We start from the raw sequence: 18,133 nt of genomic DNA on the forward strand, positions 1-18,133 counted from the left end.
ATCCATCCCACATAGGGAGCCTTTCAAGATGACGACGCGGATCCGCAAAGTGGCTGTGCTGGGCGCCGGAGTCATGGGCAGCGGCATCGCCGCGCACCTGGCGAACTCGGGCGTTCGCGCGCTCCTCCTGGACATCGTCCCCCCCAAGGCCAACCCGGGCGAGGACACCTCGTCCAAGGCCTTCCGCAACAAGTTCGCGGCGGGCGCGCTGGCCAACATGCGCAAGCAGAAGCCCAGCCCCATCGTCTCCGAGCAGGTCTTCTCCAACATCGAGGTGGGCAACTTCGATGACGACCTGGCCCGCATCGCCGAGTGCGACTGGGTGGTGGAGGTGGTGAAGGAGGACCTCGCCGTCAAGCAGTCCCTCTTCGAGCGCGTGGAGAAGCACGCGCGCAAGGGCACCATCATCTCCTCCAACACCTCCGGCATGTCCATTGTCGGGATGACCGAGGGCCGCGGCGCGGACTTCAAGAAGAACTTCCTCGTCACGCACTTCTTCAACCCCGTGCGCTACATGAAGCTCCTGGAGCTCGTGGCCGGCAAGGACACGGACCCGGAGGTGCTCAAGACGCTGCACCGCTTCGGTGAGGAGGTGCTCGGCAAGGGCATCGTCTACGGCAAGGACACCACCAACTTCATCGCCAACCGCATCGGCACGTACGGGATGATGAAGACCATCGCCGGCATGGGCCCCGCGGAGATGACGATTGAAGAGGTGGACAAGCTCTTCGGTCCGCCCATGGGCCGTCCCAAGTCCGCCGTCTTCCGCACCACCGACATCGTCGGCCTGGACACCTTCGTCCACGTGGCGAAGAACTGCTACGACACCCTCACCCAGGACGAGGAGCGCGAGGCGTTCCGCATGCCCGACTTCATCCTCGACATGGTGAAGAAGGGCATCCTGGGCGACAAGAGCGGCGGCGGCTTCTACAAGAAGCAGGGCAAGGACATCCAGGTCCTCGACCTCAAGACGATGGAGTACCGCGCCCAGAACAAGGTGCGCTTCGAGTCGCTGGGCGCCGCGAAGGACGTGGAGGATGTGCGCGAGCGCGTCGCCGTGGTGCTCAACGGCCAGGACAAGGCCGCGAAGTTCGCCGAGCGCATCACCCTGGACGTGATGGCCTACACCAGCCGCCGCATCCCGGAGATTGCCGACGACGTCGTCAACGTGGACCGCGCCATGCGCTGGGGCTACGCGTGGGACCTCGGGCCCTTCGAGTCGTGGGACGCCTACGGCGTGAAGAAGGGCGTGGAGCGGATGAAGGAGCTGGGCCTCAAGCCCGCGAAGTGGGTGGAGGACATGCTGGCCGCGGGCCGCACGTCCTTCTACGGCGTGGAGGGCGGCAAGGACACGTACTGGGACATCCCCACGAAGTCCGTGAAGGTGGTGCCGGAGAACGCGCGCACGCAGCGCGTGGAATACCTCAAGCGCGGCAACAAGAAGGTCGCCGGCAACGACTCCGCCACCCTGTGGGACATGGGCGACGGCGCCACGCTGCTGGAGTTCCACAGCAAGATGAACTCCATCGATGACCAGATCATCGAGATGATGAACACGGCGCTGGACGAGACGGAGAAGAACTTCAAGGGCCTGGTCATCGGCAACGACGGGGCGAACTTCTCCGCGGGCGCCAACATCGTCGCGCTGCTGTGGGCGGCCAAGAGCGGCGAGTTCGACTCCATCAAGAAGATGGTGAAGGACTTCCAGAGCGCCAACCAGCGCATGCGCTACAGCCCGGTGCCGGTGGTGACGGCGCCCTTCAACCTCACCCTGGGCGGCGGCTCCGAGGTGACGATGGGCGGCAACGCCATCCAGGCCAGCGCCGAGCTGTACATGGGCCTGGTGGAAGTGGGCGTGGGCCTCATCCCCGGCGGCGGCGGCAACATGCAGCTGCTGCGCAACGTGTTCGGCCCGTACGCGGCGGAGAAGGACTTCGACGCGCTGCCCTTCCTGAAGAAGGTGTTCCTGGCCATCGGCATGGCCAAGGTCGCCACCAGCGCCGAGGAGGCCCGGGAGATTGGCTTCCTGTCGCCGCAGGACGGAATCACGTCCAACCGCGACTTCCTCCTGTCGGATGCGAAGGCGCGCGTGCTGGGCATGGCCAACGCGGGCTTCAAGGCGCCGCGGCCCACCCGCTTCCGCCTGCCGGGCGCCAGCGGCGCGGCCACCATCGACATGATGCTCTACGACATGGAGCTCAACGGCCAGGTGAGCGCCCATGACCGCAAGATTGCCCAGAAGCTGGCGCGCGTGCTGACGGGCGGCGACACCAGCCCGTCCGTCCTCGTCACCGAGGAGCGGCTGCTGGAGCTGGAGGCGGAGGCCTTCCTGAGCCTGTGCGGCGAGGAGAAGACCCAGGACCGCCTGCAGCACATGATTGAGAAGGGCAAGCCGCTGCGGAACTGACGGCCGGCCGGTATCCATTGACCACTGAATCCAATTTTTCTGACTGCCCGGGTGCCCCCCGGGCAAGGAGACACTCAAGATGCCTGGTCGAGTCGTGATTGCCAGCGCGGTGCGCACGCCCTTCACCCGCGCGCACAAGGGAGAGTTCAAGGACACGCGGCCGGACACCCTGGCCGCCATCGCCATCAAGGAGGCCGTTGCCCAGGTCCCCGGCCTGAAGCCGGCGGACGTGGAGGACGTCATCCTGGGCTGTGCCATGCCGGAGGCGGAGCAGGGGATGAACGTGGCGCGCATCGCCACCCTGCTCGCCGGCCTGCCGGACACGGTGCCGGGGATGACCATCAACCGCTTCTGTTCGTCGGGCTCGCAGGCCATCGCCCAGGTGGCGCAGGCCATCCTGGCGGGGTCGATTGAGGTCGGCATCGGCGGCGGTACCGAGTCGATGACGATGGTCCCGATGGGTGGCAACAAGACGAGCGCCAACCCGGACGTCATGGCGAAGCTGCCGGAGGTCTACACCTCCATGGGCGCCACCGCGGAGAACATCGCCACGCGCTACAGCGTCACGCGCGAGGACGCGGACAAGTTCGCCTACGAGAGCCAGCGCCGTGCCGCCACCGCGCGCGAGCAGGGCAAGTTCAAGGACGAGATCGTCCCCGTGACGACGACGTTCTTCGACGAGGACGGCGCGGCGAAGACGGTGACGGTGACGGTGGACACCATCCTCCGTCCGGACACCACGCTGGAGGGCCTGGCGAAGCTGCGTCCGGCCTTCAACGCCAAGGGCGTGGTGACGGCGGGCAACGCGTCGCCGCTGACGGACGGCGCGGCGGCGGCGGTGGTGATGAGCGAGGCGAAGGCGAAGGAGCTCGGCGTGAAGCCGCTGGGCTACTACGTCGACTCCGTGGTGGCGGGCGTGCCCCCGGAAATCATGGGCGTGGGCCCGGTGCCGGCGGTGCGCAAGCTGCTGGCGCGCAACAAGCTCGAGGTGAAGGACATCGACGTCTTCGAGCTGAACGAGGCCTTCGCGGCGCAGGCGCTGTACTGCATCCGCGAGCTGGGCATCCCCCTGGACAAGGTGAACCCGAACGGCGGCGCCACCGCCCTGGGCCACCCGCTGGGCGTGTCCGGCGCGCGCATGGTGGCCACGATTCTGCGCGAGCTGAAGCGCCGCGGCGGCCGCTACGGCGTCGTCAGCATGTGCATCGGCGGCGGCATGGGCTTCGCCATGCTCGTCGAGTCGGCGAAGTAATCCGCGCCGCACCGTGAAGTGACAGCGGGCCTCGGGGGCAACCCCGGGGCCCGTGTCGTTTGCGGCGCGAGCGCGGCCGCCCTCTCCGTGGAGCCACGCCCGCCCCCGCTCGTCCGGCCCCTCGGAACCGCCGCATCCGTTTCGAAAATCACCGCGTACCTCCTTGTGAAACCCAGGGGGTACACGACATGGACTCGCAGCTCGCAGGACTTCCTCTCATCCCGGAGAGGAACCGGGACATTTGCGCCGACTCGCCCAGGCTCCTGGAGGTCCGGCGGCAATACCGGGCGCTCGCCCACGGCCAGTGCCTCGACATGGTCAGCCGCGTCTTCCACGGCACGCCAGGTCGGAAGGCGCAGGTCAGCTCCGGGCTGGCTGGCGAATCGGGCGGCCCCTCGTCAGCCCGGTCGCGCGAGGTCCTCCACTTCGGCTCGTACAACTACTCGGGCCTGAATGGTCACCCCCGCGTGCTGGCCGCCGCGGAGGCCGCGTTGAAGCGCTACGGCACCACCACCAGCGGCGTCCGGCTGCTCAATGGAACGTGCGAGCTGCACGTGGAATTGGAGCGGAGCCTCGCCGACTTCCTCGGCGTCGAGGACTGCATCACCTACAGCAGCGGGTACATGGCCAACGTGTCCGTGCTCTCCGCGGTCTGCTGCGAGGGGGACGCGGTCCTGTCCGACGTGCTCAACCACCGCTCGCTCGCGGACGGGCTGCGGCTGTCGGGCGCGCGGCTGCACGCCTTCCAGCACCGGGACTCGCGAAGCCTGGAGGCCGTCCTCGCGGAGCTGCCCGGGAGCCAGCGCAAGTTCATCGTCACGGACGGCATCTTCAGCATGGACGGAGACATCGCGGACCTGCCGGACATCGTGCGGCTGGCCCGTGAGTACAACGCCTTCATCATCCTGGACGACGCGCACGCGACGGCCGCGCTGGGGCCGCTGGGACGCGGCACCCCGGCGTACTTCGCGATGGAGGACGAGGTGGACATCCTGACGGGCAGCCTCAGCAAGGGACTGCCCGGCATCGGTGGCTTCGCCGCGGGCCCGAAGGCCACCATCGACCTGCTGCGCTTCGGCTCCTGCGGCTACATCTTCTCCGCCTCCCTGCCTCCGCCCGTGGTCGCCGGTCTCATCGAGGCCCTCCGCATCTTGCAGGAGGAGCCGGAGCGGCAGGTGCGGCTGCACCGCAATGAGCGTTTCCTGCGCGACGGCATCCGGGGGCTCGGCCTGGACTGCATGGACAGCGCGTCGCCCGTCATCCCCATCCGCATGCCGTCGCTTCCGACGACGGTGGAGATGGCCCGCCTGCTCCAGGAGGAGGGCATCTACATCAACCCCATCGGCTACCCGGCCGTGAGCAGGAACAAGCCACGGCTGCGGCTCAACGTCAGCGCCAACCTGGAGCAGGAGGACCTGGAGCGCTGCCTCGAGGCCCTGGAGCGCTGCGCCCGCCGGCTGGGAGTCCTGGCGCAGGACGCGTGAGGCGCCTGGCCTCGCACAATCGGGAGACGAGACACCTCGAGTCTGGAGTCTGTCGTGGATACGAAAACGTATGTCCTCTATGCCCTGCCCATCTTCTTCGCACCGGTGGCCATCGACCTGGCCTCCGCCCGGCTCAAGGGCGTGTCGCGCTACCGGCTGAACGATTTGCTCGCCAACCTGATGCTGGCCATCCTCGGCATCCTCGTCGGCCTGGTCCTCACCGGCGCCACGCTGTGGGTCTATACCGCCGTCCAGCGGTACGCCCCGTTCCAGCTCGCGCCGGGAGACGTGACGACGTGGCTGCTCGCCTTCATCGTCTACGACTGCCTCTACTACTGGGGCCACCGCGCACACCACGAGGTGGCCCTGCTGTGGGCCTTCCACTCCGTGCACCACTCGGGAGAGGACATGAACTTCGGGCTCGCGCTGCGGCAGAGCATCCTCGGCGAGGCCACGTCGTGGCCCTTCTTCATCCCCATGGCGCTGCTCGGCATCGCGCCCGAGGTGTACCTGGGCGTGGCGGGCCTCCAGCTCGCGTACCAGTACACCCTGCACAACACCTGGGTGCCCGCGCTCGGAAGGGTGGAGCGGCTGCTGGTGACGCCCTCGCAGCACCGGGTGCACCACAGCCGCAATCGGCCGTACATCGACAAGAACTACGGCAACATCCTGGTGCTCTGGGACCGCCTCTTCGGGAGCTATCAGCCCGAGCTGGCCGACCATCCGCCCGTCTACGGCGTGCGGCATGGCATCCGGAGCTGGAGCCCGCTCACCATCAACTTCCTCCCGTTCGCCGAGCTGTTCCGCAAGGCGAGGGCCTGCCGAGGTCTCGTGGACGGGCTCCTCTGCCTGGTGAAGGGCCCTGCCTGGCAGCCGGCCTCGCTCCGTTCGGAGCGATTCATGGAGGCGGATGACGGGCCCTCGGCCTCCTTCCGCAAGTACGACCCGCCGCTCTCCCCGCGCGTGGCGGTGTATTGCGCCGCCCAGTGCGCCGCGCTCGTCGGCCTGTCCGCCTGGGTGCTGTGGAACCTGGGGGCGCTGAGCGGCGGCGTGCTATTGGCGGCCGGCGTCCTCGTCGCCGCGAACGCCCTCACCCTGGGAGGCCTGCTGGAGGGCCGGCGTGGCTGCTGGCACATGGAGCTGTTCCGGCTCGCGGGTGTCGTCCTGGCGGCACTCCTCGTGGCCGGGACGTCCGCGAGGACGGAGGCCCTGACGCTCGTTTCCTACGCGGCGCTCAGCGCGGCGTGGCTGACCGGGTTCCGGAACGACTTCCTGTCGGGCCCTCCCGGAGAAGAGCCCCTCGAGCTCCAGTGGCTCTCGTCGCTGGAAGCACTGGGCCAGGAGATGTGGGACGCCTGCTTCCCCCGGGAGGACGTGCTGCAATCCTTCGCGCTGCATCGGGCCGTCGAAGCGGCGCGGCTGCCGGGCATCGAGTTCCACCACCTGCTGGCCCGGCGCGAGGGCAGGGCGCTGGCCGTCATTCCCTGCTTCCGCATCAATCTCTCGCTCACCACCGTCGCGCCCGAGGCCATCAAGAAGGCCGCGGCCGCGGTGCGCAGGGTGTTTCCCGGATTCCTCTGCACCCGCGCGTTCATCGTGGGGACTCCCGTGGCCATCTGCAGGGACCTGCTCGGGGTGCGGCCGGGGCCGGAGGGGCAGCTCCCCGCCGACGTGTTGAGGGCCGTCACCCGCGAAGTCCTCGCCCGGGCCCGGCGGCTGCGCCTGGGGCTGGTCGTCATCAAGGAGCTGACGAGCCGGCTCCTGCCCCAGGTTCGCGACGTGCTCTCCGAGTCCTTCACGCTCGTGGAGAGTCCCGCCACCACCTGGCTCTACGTTGGAGAGCCGGGGGCCGGCGACTACCGGGAGCGGCTGCGCAAGAAGTACCGCTCCCTCATGACACACCGCCAGCGCCAGCTCGTGGAGGGCGGAATGCGCTGGGAGCTGCGCCACGACTTCGCCCCGTACGCGGAGCGGATGGAGGCGCTGTACCTCCAGGTGCTCGGTCGCTCGAAGGTCCGCTTCGAGACGCTCAACCGCGACTTCTTCGTGGAGTTGTCGCGTCGGCTCGGGGAGCGCGCCTTCGCGCTGCTGTGCTTCCAGGGAGAAGCGCTGGTCGCCTTCGAGCTGTTCCTGGAGGACGCGGGCGAGGTGCATCCCCTCTACCTGGGCCTGGACTACCAGCACCGGGACGAGGGCGCGCTGTACTTCAATTGCATCTACAAGATTGTCGAGATGTCCGAGGCGCGAGGAAAGGCCGTCGTGGAGCTGGGCCAGACGAGCTACCCCGCCAAGGCGAGCATCGGCGCCGTCGTCGACCGCCTCTACCTCGCCGTTCGCCACCTGAACCCCTTCATCCAGCTCGTGCTGCGAGTCCTCCGCCGGGTGCTGTTCCCACCCACGCCGGTGCCCAGGAGGCAGCGGGTGTTCAGGGACATGCGGGCCAATGACGAGGCCCTCCTCCGGCACGGCGTCCACTTCGAGGATGCCCTGTCATGAGCCGGTGCATGGAGCCGTTGGACATTCGGATGGTCACCTCCATCCGGGACGTACCGGGGACGCACTGGGACGACATGGTCGCCCGGGGCCATCCCTTCAAGAGCAGCGCGTTCCTGTCCTGCCTGGAGGACTCCTTCCCTGAGCGGCGCTTCACGTATGTGCTCCTGTCGCGAGCACGGAGCCTGGTGGGGCTGGCCCTGGTGACGGAGGAGCGGTTCGACCTGGGCTTGCGCCTTCCGGAGCGGGTGGGACGGATGGCCTCGCGAGTGCGCCGGCTGCTACCGGGCTTCCTCACGGTGCGCCTCGCGATGGTGGGCACTCTCGAGACGGCCCAGCGCCACTGGTGGGTGGACCGCCGGCTGCTGTCCGTCGATGAATTCGCCGACGCGCTCCTCGTGGCCTGCGAGGAGGCCTGCCCCCGTGCGGACCTGCTGGTCGTCCGCGACTTCATGGAGGGGGACGAGGCGGACGCGAGGTTGGAGGCGCGGTTCCTGGCGAGGGGCTTCCGACCGGCGCGAAACCTCCCGCTCGCCGTCGTCGAGCTCGAAGGACGTGACTTCGAAGCGCATCTCCAGCGGCTCAAGCGGAAGCCCAGGGCCAGCGTGAGCAAGCAGCTCGCGGCCGCTGCGCGACTCGGGTTGAAGCTGGAGCGCGTCCAGGACTTCCGGCACCTGCTCCCCGAGTGCTACCCGCTCTATCTCCAGGTCCACCACCAGGCCTCCGAGTTCAAGCGGGTCCCCATTCCCATGAGCTTCTTCGAGCAGGTGGCGGAGCGGCTGCCAGGGGAGAGCAGCCTGCTGACGCTGCGGACCTCGGAGGGCCGGCTCGTCGGGTTCGTGCTCTCGGGCACGTCCCGTTGCGTCCACAATCCCTTCGTCCTGGGGATGGACTACACGCGCTCCCGCGAGCTGCCCATCTACTACAGCCTGCTGGGCGGTGAGCTCGCGTACGCGGCCGAGCGTGGGTGCGAGCAGGTCGACCTCGGAGTGACGAGCTACTTCGTCAAGCAGACCCTGGGCGCCACGCTGGAAGGCATGTCCATGGTCGCGAGACTCCGGTCTCCCTGGTTGCGGCCCTTCCTCCATCCGCTGCTGCCCGCCCTGTTGGGCGAGAAGCAGCCGGAGCAGAGGCGGACCCTGCGGGACACCGCGGCTCCAGGCGCTCAGGGCGCAGGAGCCTCCGGGTCGTCCACGGGCACGCCGGCCAGGCGCAGCACCCGCAGCGCGTTGGTTGTGTCCACCACGCCCTGACGCAGCTTGTAGTCGAACACCATCTTCCCTTCCTCGAGGTGGTCCCGGAAGTGGACGTTGACCACGTGGGCCCCGGGCTCGTCCGCGAGCACGGCCAGGGACAGGTCATGCGTCGTCACCGCGCCGCACGCTCCCGTGCCCAGCAGCAGCCGCAGCACCTCGCGCGAGGCAATCTGCCGCTCGCGCGTATTGGTGCCGAGCAGGATTTCGTCGAGCAGGAACAGCGCCTGCCCCCGAGCCTCCTGGGCAGCGTCCAGCACCGCCTTGATGCGCAGCACCTCCGCGTGGAAGTACGACACGCCGCGCTCCAGCGAGTCCTTCACCCGCATGCTGGTGAGCACCTGGAGTGGTGACAGGCGGAACGCCTTCGCGCACACCGGCGCGCCCGCGAGCGCGAGCACCACGTTGGCGCCCAGCGCGCGCATCAGCGTCGTCTTGCCGCTCATGTTGGAGCCGGTGATGAGCAGCGCGTGCCGCGGGCCCGGCAGGGACACGTCGTTGGGCACCGGCGCGTCCAGCAGGGGATGCCCCAGCATCGTCGCCTCCACGCGCGGGCCCTGTGCCTCCATCACCGGCCAGGTGAACTCCGGCCTGTCAAACGCGAGCCCCGCCACGCACGACAGGGCCTCCAGCTCCGCGAGCGCCTCGAACCAGTGCCGCACCTGCGCCCCGTGCGCCGCGCGCCAGCGCTCCAGGGCGAACAGCGCATGGATGTCCCACAGCGTGAGCCAGTGCACCAGCGGGTGGAACTGGTGCCGCTTGAACTCGATGAACGAGAACAGTCGGCTGAAGCGCGCGAAGTGCGCGGACACGGGCTTCTCACCCGGCCGCTGCAGGCCGGACTGGAGCTGGCGCAGCTTGGGGTGCTCGAAGCGCTGGCTCTCCACGCGCTCGAAGAGGGGGGCGTAGCGCACGAAGCCGCGCTCTCCTACCTCCACGCTCTGGTCCATGGCCTGCAACGTGCGGCGGGTGATGAGCGCCACCGCGAGCTGCGCGCCCAGTCCCAGCCACACCGTGGCTTCCGGCAGCACGCCGAACTTGCCCAGGACGTAGACAGTCAGCGTCACCAGCGGCAGCACCACAGCCACCGGCTGTGCCCAGCGGATGGCGTCCAGCGACGGCCCCGCTTCGGCCCAGCGGATGAACAGGTTCGGCTCCGCCTTCTCGCGCGCCGCCACCCGCGAGTCCACGCAGAGGTCCTGCCGGAAGTCCACGCGAGGGGCCAGCTCCCGCGCCGCGCCCTGTCGTGCCTCCACCTCGGCCGCCGGAGCGGGGCCGGACAGCCACGCCGCCAGCCGCTCCTCGCCCGCGCGTGTCGCCGTCTCGTTCATCAACTGGAAGAGGCTGCCCTGGCCGAACACGTCCAGGTCCGGCGTGTACAGGTGGCTGGCGGAGAGGAAGCGCTCCCCGCGCTCGGTGAACTCGTGCCAGCCCCGGCCGAGCCGCGCCAGGCCGCGCTCGTTGAGCAGCACGTACAGCTTCGCCCGCGCCTCGCGGCGAAAGATTTGGTGGTGCAGCACGGCGAGCAGGCCGTAGACGACGACGGCGCCCGCCGCGCCCCACCACCAGACCTTGGGAAGCCGCCCCGCGAGGATGAAACCCCCGATGCCGACCGCGGCCAGGAAGGCGAGGGTGCGCAGGTTGGCGTAGCGCGCGCTCACGCGGTCCAGCGCGGTCAGGTCCGCCTGCGCGGCGGCGCGGCGCTCGGTGTACGTGCGGTGCGGGGAGGGGCTCTCGGGAATGGCGGACACGGCCGCGCATGCTGTGCGCCCACAGGGCCCAGGGCAAGCGGCGGATTCAGCTCCGTGGTGCGGAGCGGACGAAGTGGAGCGCCCCGGTGACGGTGACGGTGCTTCGAGCAGACAGAACTTCGACTTGAGAGGGATTGCCTGCCGTCTGCGCTGCCGGTGGGGCGACGCGCGGGAAGCGCTGTGCGCCATGGACACAGATAGGCGTTTTGCGTACAAATCATCGGTTCCTTGAATCGGGGGCTGATATGAAGAAGCCGCTGTTGAGGAGTGTCTGCGCTGTCTGGGTTGGCTTCCTGCTCTCCGCGTGCGGTGGGGCGGGTGAGGGGAAGGCCACCGCTCCCGTCGAGAAGGACGCGAGCGACCTCCAGGCGTCACTGAGCGCGCTGCCGAATGCCGAGGTCCTGGGGATGGAGGGAGAGATTCCCTTCTTCATCCGGGGCCAGTTGGGGCGGGTCGGCACGGGTGCGAAGGCGCAGGGGCTGCGGGATGACCTCCCGCTGCGCGAGTCGCTGCGTGGCATTGCTCCCGTCTTCCGCCTGCGAGGCGAAGACCTGGTGTTGTCGCGGGTGAACCGGGACGAGCGGGGCCACCAGCACCTGCGCTTCCAGCAGCTCAAGAACGGGATGAAGGTGGTGGGCGGCGAGCTGATTCTGCACGCGGACGCCGAGGGCCTCATCTACGCGGCGAACGGCTCGGCGCGGGATGGGGTGAAGGCGGCGGTGGCCCCGACGGTGTCGGAAGCGGCGGCGGCGAGCGCCGCGGTTCGCGGCTCGGAGGTCAGCGGTGCGGTGGTCGAGGGCGCCGCGCAGTTGGTGTACCTCCTGGGGGAGGGCGAGCGTCAGACGGCGTTGGCCTATGAGGTGCGCGTGAAGGGCCGCCGCGGCGAGCTGCCAGCGGACGACCGGGTGTATGTGGACGCGGAGCGCGGCGGCGTGCTGGCCGTGCATCCGAAGGTTCACTCGGTCAGTCTCCGCGTCTACAGCGCCAACAACGGCACCAGCCTGCCGGGCACTCCGAAGCGCATCGACGATGTCCCCTCAGGCGACGCCCATGTGGACGCGGTCTACGACGCCTTCGGGTCCACGTACAATTGCTACCGCGCGCTGTTCGGCCGCGACTCGTATGACAACGCGGGTCACGCCCTCATCGGCACGGTGCACTACTCCACCAACTACGTGAACGCCTACTGGGACGGCACCCAGATGGTGTACGGCGACGGCGATGGCGTGAACTCCATCGAGCTGGGCAAGGATCCGGACGTCACCGTCCACGAGCTGACCCACGCCGTGACGGAAACCGAGTCGGACCTCATCTACGCGGGCGAGTCTGGCGGCCTCAATGAGTCCATGTCCGACGTCTTCTCCGGCGTGTGTGAGAGCTGGTCGCGCGGCTGGGCCACGGACCCGGACGTCTTCAAGATTGGTGAGGACGTCTGGACGCCGGCAATCACCGGGGATGCGCTGCGCTACATGGACAACCCGACCCTGGACGGTAGCTCGCTGGACTACTACGGGGACTACTCATCCGGCGTGGACGTGCATTACAGCTCCGGCATCAGCAACCTGGTGTTCGCGCTGCTGTCCAAGGGCGGCACGCACCCGCGCGGCAAGACGAGCATCAACGTGACGGCGATTGGCCCGGAGAAGGCCGGCCGCATCTTCTACAAGGCCAACACGGACTACTTCGTCCCTACCACCACCTTCGAGCAGGCCAAGGTGGCCATGGTGCAGGCCGCGCAGGCGCTGGGTTACGACGCGGCCACGGTGCAGGCGGTGTCGGATGCGTGGCTGGCCGTGGGCGTGCCACCGATGGCGGTGTCGCTGCCGCTCAGGAACAACGTGCCGGTGCCGGGCCTGGGGGGGCCCAAGGATGAGATGAAGAACTACTTCTTCGAGGTGCCCGCAGCGGGGACCTGTGGACAGCCCATGCAGGGGACCCTCACCTTCAGCATCAGCGGTGGAACGGGTGACGCAGACCTGTATGTGAAGTTGGGCTCGCCGCCGACGCTCACCAGCTTTGATTGCCGCCCGTACCTGAGTGGCAACAACGAGACCTGCGTCTTCAACAACCCGGCGCCCGGGAGCAAGTGGTACGTCATGGTGCGCGGGTACGCTGCCTACTCTGGCGTGGAGCTGAAGGTGACCTACACGCGCACGGACACGAAGAGTGGCAGTGTCATCACGGGGCAGGAGGTCCAATACGGCCCCTATTGCGCCGGGCCCGGGACGAAGCTCAAGGTGCTGATGACGGGCACGGGTGACCCGGACCTGTATGTCCGCTGGAACGCGGCGCCCGCGGTCAACGCATATAACTGTCGTCCGTACATCACGGGCGCCGCCGAGACCTGCGAGCTGACGTATTCGCCAGTCGAGCCGGCTGCCTACCTCATGGTGCGAGGCTACGCCGCGGGCACATACACCCTGAGCATCACCCAGACTCCTCCGTAGTCCTGGCGTTCAGCAGGTCCTCCACGGTGGGCGGCCCTTCTCGGGGGGCCGCTCGCCGTGGGTTCACGGGTGGGTTTCAGTTCTCCAGGAAGACGGTATTGGGGCCGCGAGGGCTCCCTGGAATCTGGGCCGTGCTGATGTCGTTGAGCTGCTGCCATGCGCCAAAAGGCACCCAGGGCGCATTCGAGTAGCAGGCCATGATCACCGTGTCGCAGGTGGCCATGTTGCCGGCATCCTCTCCCGACCACAGACTCCTAACGGACGCGGTCCAGAAAACAAACATGGGATAGGGATAGGTCGGGGTGATGTATCTCACCACCTTCCCCAGGTCGATAAAGGCATACGCCTCTGCTGGATTCTTGTAGAGGCACAGCTGCCTCCCCTGGCGGTTCGGCTGGTCGAAGAGCCAGAGACTGGAGCCAGCGCACCCACTATCGATGACGAGGTTCGCCATGAACTGCTGGGGCTCACCACTCTTCAGGCGACGGACATACTCCTCACGTGCCTCAATCTGAGCCAACTGCTCCGCCCGGGTGATGTACGTCGTCTCCTGAGTGAGTTCTCCTCCCGGAAGCTGGCGAATGATGGTCTGGGAGATGAGCTCTTCCGATTCACCCACGGGGTCCTCCGCCGATACGTCTTCGGGCGGCCCTCCGCATCCGAACAACAGACCGACTGCACTCACCAGCGTCCACGTCCATGAGCGCTTCATGCGGGTCCTCCTGTCTTGAGCGGTGGTCGAACAACAGGACAACCCGGTAACTCTGCGCAACCCGCCATTCAATTGCAAATGCTTCAGAGAGAGGAAGACGGCCGACCCCGTCGCTGTGGACGTCCAATGACTGCACGGAGCGTGCTGTGATGTGCGCATCCAGCAGACATGGCGGTGGCGGGGGTTCGCCGTGCCCTGACGTCACGTCTCGAGGGAGCGGCGCTTCGCGGTGAGCACGACGTAGCCCATGCAGCGCGACGCGCTCTCGCTGATGCGTGCCCACTGCGCTTTGACGCCCGCGAGGAACTCGGCGCCGTACGCCCGTAGCACCTCCGCCTCCTTCTCCTGGATGGCGGCGGCCACCGCGTCGAACGTCGCCATGACGTGTGCACTCACGTCCAGGACCTGCTCGACCTCGAAGCCCGCTTCGCCAACGAGCTCCGGGTAGGCCTCGGCGGTGATGAAGGTCCGGGCGACGAATGCATGCTGGAGGAAGGCGCGTTCCCGTGGCGTCGCATCGGCCGAGAGAACGATGTCGGCCACGAGCAGCCGTCCGTTGGGGCGAAGGACGCGCGCGAGCTCCCGCAGGACCGTGGCGTGGTCGGGCATGTGGAAGAGCGACTCGACGGCCCACGCGGCATCGAAGGACCCGACCGGAAAGGGCAGCGCCATGGCGTCGGCGCAGCGGAACGTCGTCTGGCCGCTCGGCTCATGGCGGCGCGCCCACTGCTCGGCCTGTGCGGCCTGCTTCGAACTGATGGTGATTCCCTCCACCACACAGCCGGTGCTCCGCGCGAGCTGTATCGCCGGCTCCCCCAGGCCACACCCGACGTCGAGCACGCGTTGACCCTGTTGGCTCCCGAGCTGGCCAATCAGCAGGTCGGTGAAGCGATGCTGGGCCTCGCCAAAGGAACCGCCGACCTCACCTCGGGGCCAGTAGCCAAAGTGCAGACTCCTGCTACCGATGATCTCGTAGAACGGCGTGATTGCGTCGTAATGCCGCGCTACGGTTTCCGGTGTCGCTGGGAGTTCCGCGGTCATCACCCGCAACATATGCGCTCTGCCCCCGGGCTCGAGCTCTCGTTGCATCAGAACCGCGCGCACCCCTATTCTCGCCGTTGGAGCATCGTTGCGAAGCTATCAAGCCCATCAACCCATCCTCGACGCCGCCTGGGACATCCTGGAAGAGCGGCTCAGCACGCTGGCTCCCCCGCTCGATGCGCTGGCGCGCCGCTTCCTCGCTCGAATCGCCAATGGAGAGAAGGGCCACCGCGGCTACTTCTCCAGCCGGCTCGCGCCCCCGCTCGTCTTCCTCCCGCTGTGGCTGCGCGAGCGCTTCCGGCGCGAGCAGCCCGCCTCCGTGCCCTCGGAAGAGGTGACGGTGCGCCTCGTGGCCGCCGCCATGTGGGGCTACCTGTACATCCGCATCCAGGATGACCTCCTCGACGAGGCGCACCCGGAGCGCTCGCAGACGTTGCTCGGCAACGTGTGCGGGTGGGAGATGGCGCGCCTGTTGGAGTCGCTCGTTGGGGACTCGGCCGCCTTCCGCTCGTCCTTCGAGCGCTCCTGGTTCGACTTCACCCGGTGGACGCTCGCGGAGCACGAGCAGCTCCTGTCCGACGCTCCGTACAACGCCGCGCACTTCGAGCAACATGCGCGCAAGGTGGCCTTCGCCCGCGTGCCCGCGCTCGCCATGTGCATCCTCGCTGGCCGCGGTGAGTTCGAGCCCACCGTCGAGACATTGGTGGACCAGCTCGGAGTCGCCTACGGGTTGACCAACGATGTGGTCGGCTGGAGGAGGGACCTCGCCAATGGCCACCGCACGTTCCTGCTCGCGCGGGCCGGCTTCACTCGCGGTGAGCCCCTGGAGCGCTCGCTGCGGACGGTGCGTGAAGCCCTCTATGGCCGCGGTCTCCTCGTTGAGACCCTGGAGGCCTCGGCGGAGTGGCAGCGCCGTGCCGCCAGGAGCGCGGAGACACTCGGCCTCGCGGAGTTCTCGGAGTACACGCACGAGCGGCTGGAGCTGGTGGACGAGCTGGCGCGTGAGGCGAAGGTGTTTCAGCTCCGCTGGGTTCTTGCCGGAGAGAAGGCCTGTCCATGACGCCCGACCAGGTACGTGCCACCTACGACGAGGCCTACGCGCGCCGCTATGACGCCGCGTTCCTGCACGCGCCCGAGTACGGCTTCCGCGACAAGACGCGCCTCGAGCTGTTCTTCCTCCGGATGCTCACGCTGCAGGCGGACTCGTGGCTGGATGTGGCCTGTGGCACCGGCTTCTTCCTCCGCCACGGACGCGGTAATCCGAACATCTCCTGCACGGGGCTGGACCTCTCACCCGCGATGCTCGCGCTCGCACGCGAGGCGAACCCCGAGGCCCGCTTCATCGAGGGCGACTTCCTCGCGCCGCACCCGGAGATCGAGGGACGCTTCGCCTTCACCTCGTGCATGTGGGGCGCCTATGGGTTGCAGGAGTCGGTGTCGCATGTCGAGCGGCTCGTGGAGCGGCTGAGCTGCTGGACGCGCCCGGGTGGCACCGTCTTCATGCCCGTGTTCGATCCGGCGCGCTTCGTCTCCCTCCAGGCCCACGGGAGGCTCATGGAGCCGGTGACGCTGCGCTCGCCCGACGGGACACGCTGGTCCTTCGTGGAGCCCGACGGGAAGCTGCACGAGGACGTGCTCGCGCCGCCCCTGGAGGTGATGCGCGCGATGTTCGAGCCCGCCTTCGACAGCGTGGAGCTCAACCCCTATCCCGATTCACCGGGCATTCCGATGGCCGCCCTCATCGCGCGGGGCCGCCGCGAGCAGGCCCGGTAGCCGCAGGCTTCATCCGCAACCTGGAATCGACACCATGGAAAAGAAGCTCATCGATGAAATCACCACTCGCGCCATCTCCGATGCGGAGTTTCGCAAGCAACTGAGCGCCGACCCCGAGCGTGCCCTGCGGGAGGCGGGGTATCCCATCGAGGGACAGGAGGCGTTCCTGAAGAGCGTCAAGGCCGCCCTCGGACAATCCCCGGAGGCGCTCGCGAGCGAGTACGAAGCGGGCTTCCCGGGCGGCGGCACGGGGGGCGGTGGCCCGATGGGCTGACGCCGCCGCACTCACGCTCGCGGAGGCACCGCCACGCGCAGCGAGCGCAGGCTCCGGTTCAGGGGCGGCAGCGGCTTCCAGTCCGGTGTCTCGAATGCCGGGCGGAGGCCGGGCAGGCGCCGCAGCAGCGTCTGGAAGCAGACCTCCGCCTCCATGCGTGTCAGCGCAGTGCCCAGACAGGCGAAGGGGCCCATCCCGAAGGCCAGGTGCCGGTTCGGCTGGCGGGTGATGTCGAACCGGTCCGGCTCGGCGAACACCTCGGGGTCGCGGTTGGCGGCCTTGTACACGAGCACGAAGGATTCGCCAGCGGAGAACCGCTGGCCCGCCAGCTCCACCGGCTCCCGGCTCACGCGGATCATCGCGACGGTGGGCCCCGCGCAGCGCAGCATCTCCTCGATGGCCGAAGGCATCAGCTCGGGCCTGTCGCGCAGCAAGGCCTGCTGCTCGGGGTTCTCCAGCAGCAGCAACAGACCGCTGGAGATGAGACGGCTGGTGGTCTCGTGCCCGCTGAAGAGCAACGTCACGCAGTTGGCGACGACCGCCTCCGGCTCACGGGCGAAGAAGCCTTCTTCCTGCGACACCAGGACGCTGACGAGGTCCTCGCGCGGCGCGCGGCGGCGCTCGTCGACCAGGGGGCGCATGTAGTCCTGCATCTCCAGCAGGCTGCGCTGGCCGCGATGCAGACTCTCCAGGTCGGCATGCTGGAAGAAGCTCTGGAGGTCGGTGGACCAGCGCAGCAGCAGCTCGCGGTCCGCGACGGGGAGCCCGAGCAGCTCGCCGATGACGCTGGCGGACAGGGGACGGGCCAGCTCCCCGACCACTTCCAGCTCACCGGGAGTCCGCGCGGCCTCGAGCAGCTCGTCGGTGAAGCGCTGCACGCGCGGGCGCAGCCGGTCCACCTGGGCGGGGGTGAAGTACTTCTTCAGGGCTCGCTGGAAGTCGAGATGGTCCTGCTCGCTGCTCAGTCCCGCCCACAGCCGGAGGGCGTCTCGCGCTGGCTGGAAGCGCGGCTTGAGCTCCGCAGGCAGGCGGTCCAACCAGCCCGTCCCTGGGGGAGAGACCAGCCGGCGCTCCCTGGAGGCCGCGAGCACGTCCGCGTAGCGCGTCAGGACCCATCCGTGGAACTGGGGGCTCCAGTACACGGGGCTCTGGGCGCGCACCCGGTGGAGGAAGGAGTCCGAATTCCACACCGCCTCCGGGGCGAAGAAATCGTAGGTCTCCTCGGACGACATGTTTCCGTATCCGC

General features: G+C 68.3%; 13 protein-coding genes. 9 read left to right on the plus strand and 4 right to left on the minus strand.

All coding sequences use genetic code 11. The annotated features are described in order from the left end of the window. Positions 1–28 precede the first annotated feature (28 nt). From OV427_RS36610 to OV427_RS36630, 5 genes are all read left to right on the plus strand, one after another. Entirely contained in the window at positions 29–2,407 is a 2,379-nt protein-coding gene (locus OV427_RS36610; RefSeq protein WP_267860863.1) for a 3-hydroxyacyl-CoA dehydrogenase/enoyl-CoA hydratase family protein, read from the plus strand. Between the two features lie 79 nt (positions 2,408–2,486). Beyond that, positions 2,487–3,659 carry a thiolase family protein gene (locus tag OV427_RS36615; protein ID WP_267860864.1) on the plus strand — a complete coding sequence of 391 codons (1,173 nt, stop codon included), beginning with the start codon at positions 2,487–2,489 and terminating at the stop codon, positions 3,657–3,659. Between the two features lie 188 nt (positions 3,660–3,847). Further along, on the plus strand, positions 3,848–5,143 hold the full coding sequence (locus OV427_RS36620; RefSeq protein WP_267860865.1) for an aminotransferase class I/II-fold pyridoxal phosphate-dependent enzyme: 1,296 nt from the start codon (positions 3,848–3,850) through the stop codon (positions 5,141–5,143). A gap of 54 nt (positions 5,144–5,197) precedes the next feature. Further along, positions 5,198–7,639 carry a sterol desaturase family protein gene (locus tag OV427_RS36625; RefSeq protein ID WP_267860866.1) on the plus strand — a complete coding sequence of 814 codons (2,442 nt, stop codon included), beginning with the start codon at positions 5,198–5,200 and terminating at the stop codon, positions 7,637–7,639. Positions 7,640–7,647: 8 nt separating this feature from the next. After that, a complete protein-coding gene (locus OV427_RS36630; RefSeq protein WP_267860867.1) occupies positions 7,648–8,889 on the plus strand; it encodes a GNAT family N-acetyltransferase in 1,242 nt (413 codons plus the stop codon). On the opposite strand, the gene OV427_RS36635 is transcribed toward OV427_RS36630, so the two are convergent. Next, complete coding sequence (locus tag OV427_RS36635) at positions 8,802–10,640, minus strand: MutS-related protein (RefSeq protein WP_267860868.1); 1,839 nt, start codon at positions 10,638–10,640, stop codon at positions 8,802–8,804. The two genes, OV427_RS36630 and OV427_RS36635, sit on opposite strands and share 88 nt — an antisense overlap. Positions 10,641–10,885: 245 nt before the next feature. Here OV427_RS36635 and OV427_RS36640 point away from each other — a divergent pair, with 245 nt between their 5' ends. Next, complete coding sequence (locus OV427_RS36640; protein WP_267860869.1) at positions 10,886–13,087, plus strand: M4 family metallopeptidase; 2,202 nt, start codon at positions 10,886–10,888, stop codon at positions 13,085–13,087. A gap of 76 nt (positions 13,088–13,163) precedes the next feature. Here OV427_RS36640 and OV427_RS36645 read toward each other — a convergent pair whose 3' ends face one another. Both OV427_RS36645 and OV427_RS36650 read right to left on the minus strand, forming a co-directional pair. Continuing rightward, complete coding sequence (locus OV427_RS36645; protein WP_267860870.1) at positions 13,164–13,799, minus strand: hypothetical protein; 636 nt, start codon at positions 13,797–13,799, stop codon at positions 13,164–13,166. Positions 13,800–14,000: 201 nt separating this feature from the next. After that, positions 14,001–14,840, minus strand: a complete 840-nt coding sequence (locus OV427_RS36650; RefSeq protein ID WP_267860871.1) for an SAM-dependent methyltransferase — start codon at positions 14,838–14,840, stop codon at positions 14,001–14,003. Between the two features lie 88 nt (positions 14,841–14,928). Between OV427_RS36650 and OV427_RS36655 the strand changes: the two genes are divergently transcribed. From OV427_RS36655 to OV427_RS36665, 3 genes are read left to right on the plus strand one after another with little or no spacing between them, the layout of a single operon-like run. Beyond that, complete coding sequence (locus OV427_RS36655; RefSeq protein ID WP_267860872.1) at positions 14,929–15,900, plus strand: hypothetical protein; 972 nt, start codon at positions 14,929–14,931, stop codon at positions 15,898–15,900. After that, complete coding sequence (locus tag OV427_RS36660; protein WP_267860873.1) at positions 15,897–16,613, plus strand: class I SAM-dependent methyltransferase; 717 nt, start codon at positions 15,897–15,899, stop codon at positions 16,611–16,613. The genes OV427_RS36655 and OV427_RS36660 overlap by 4 nt, the downstream gene beginning before the upstream one ends. A 34-nt stretch (positions 16,614–16,647) precedes the next feature. Further along, on the plus strand, positions 16,648–16,887 hold the full coding sequence (locus OV427_RS36665; protein WP_267860874.1) for an Os1348 family NHLP clan protein: 240 nt from the start codon (positions 16,648–16,650) through the stop codon (positions 16,885–16,887). Between the two features lie 11 nt (positions 16,888–16,898). Here OV427_RS36665 and OV427_RS36670 read toward each other — a convergent pair whose 3' ends face one another. Beyond that, a complete protein-coding gene (locus tag OV427_RS36670) occupies positions 16,899–18,119 on the minus strand; it encodes a cytochrome P450 (RefSeq protein WP_267860875.1) in 1,221 nt (406 codons plus the stop codon). Positions 18,120–18,133 lie beyond the last annotated feature (14 nt).

The sequence above is a fragment of the Pyxidicoccus sp. MSG2 genome (assembly GCF_026626705.1).
Classification (GTDB): Bacteria; Myxococcota; Myxococcia; order Myxococcales; family Myxococcaceae; genus Myxococcus.

Excerpts from the sequence above, each read along its gene's own strand:
- OV427_RS36615 (WP_267860864.1), top strand. The coding sequence starts at position 2,487 with ATGCCTGGTCGAGTCGTGATTGCCAGCGCGGTGCGCACGCCCTTCACC.
- OV427_RS36660 (WP_267860873.1), top strand. The coding sequence starts at position 15,897 with ATGACGCCCGACCAGGTACGTGCCACCTACGACGAGGCCTACGCGCGC.
- OV427_RS36640 (WP_267860869.1), top strand. The coding sequence starts at position 10,886 with ATGAAGAAGCCGCTGTTGAGGAGTGTCTGCGCTGTCTGGGTTGGCTTC.
- OV427_RS36650 (WP_267860871.1), bottom strand. The coding sequence starts at position 14,840 with ATGACCGCGGAACTCCCAGCGACACCGGAAACCGTAGCGCGGCATTAC.
- OV427_RS36665 (WP_267860874.1), top strand. The coding sequence starts at position 16,648 with ATGGAAAAGAAGCTCATCGATGAAATCACCACTCGCGCCATCTCCGAT.
- OV427_RS36670 (WP_267860875.1), bottom strand. The coding sequence starts at position 18,119 with ATGTCGTCCGAGGAGACCTACGATTTCTTCGCCCCGGAGGCGGTGTGG.
- OV427_RS36645 (WP_267860870.1), bottom strand. The coding sequence starts at position 13,799 with ATGAAGCGCTCATGGACGTGGACGCTGGTGAGTGCAGTCGGTCTGTTG.
- OV427_RS36610 (WP_267860863.1), top strand. The coding sequence starts at position 29 with ATGACGACGCGGATCCGCAAAGTGGCTGTGCTGGGCGCCGGAGTCATG.
- OV427_RS36620 (WP_267860865.1), top strand. The coding sequence starts at position 3,848 with ATGGACTCGCAGCTCGCAGGACTTCCTCTCATCCCGGAGAGGAACCGG.
- OV427_RS36630 (WP_267860867.1), top strand. The coding sequence starts at position 7,648 with ATGGAGCCGTTGGACATTCGGATGGTCACCTCCATCCGGGACGTACCG.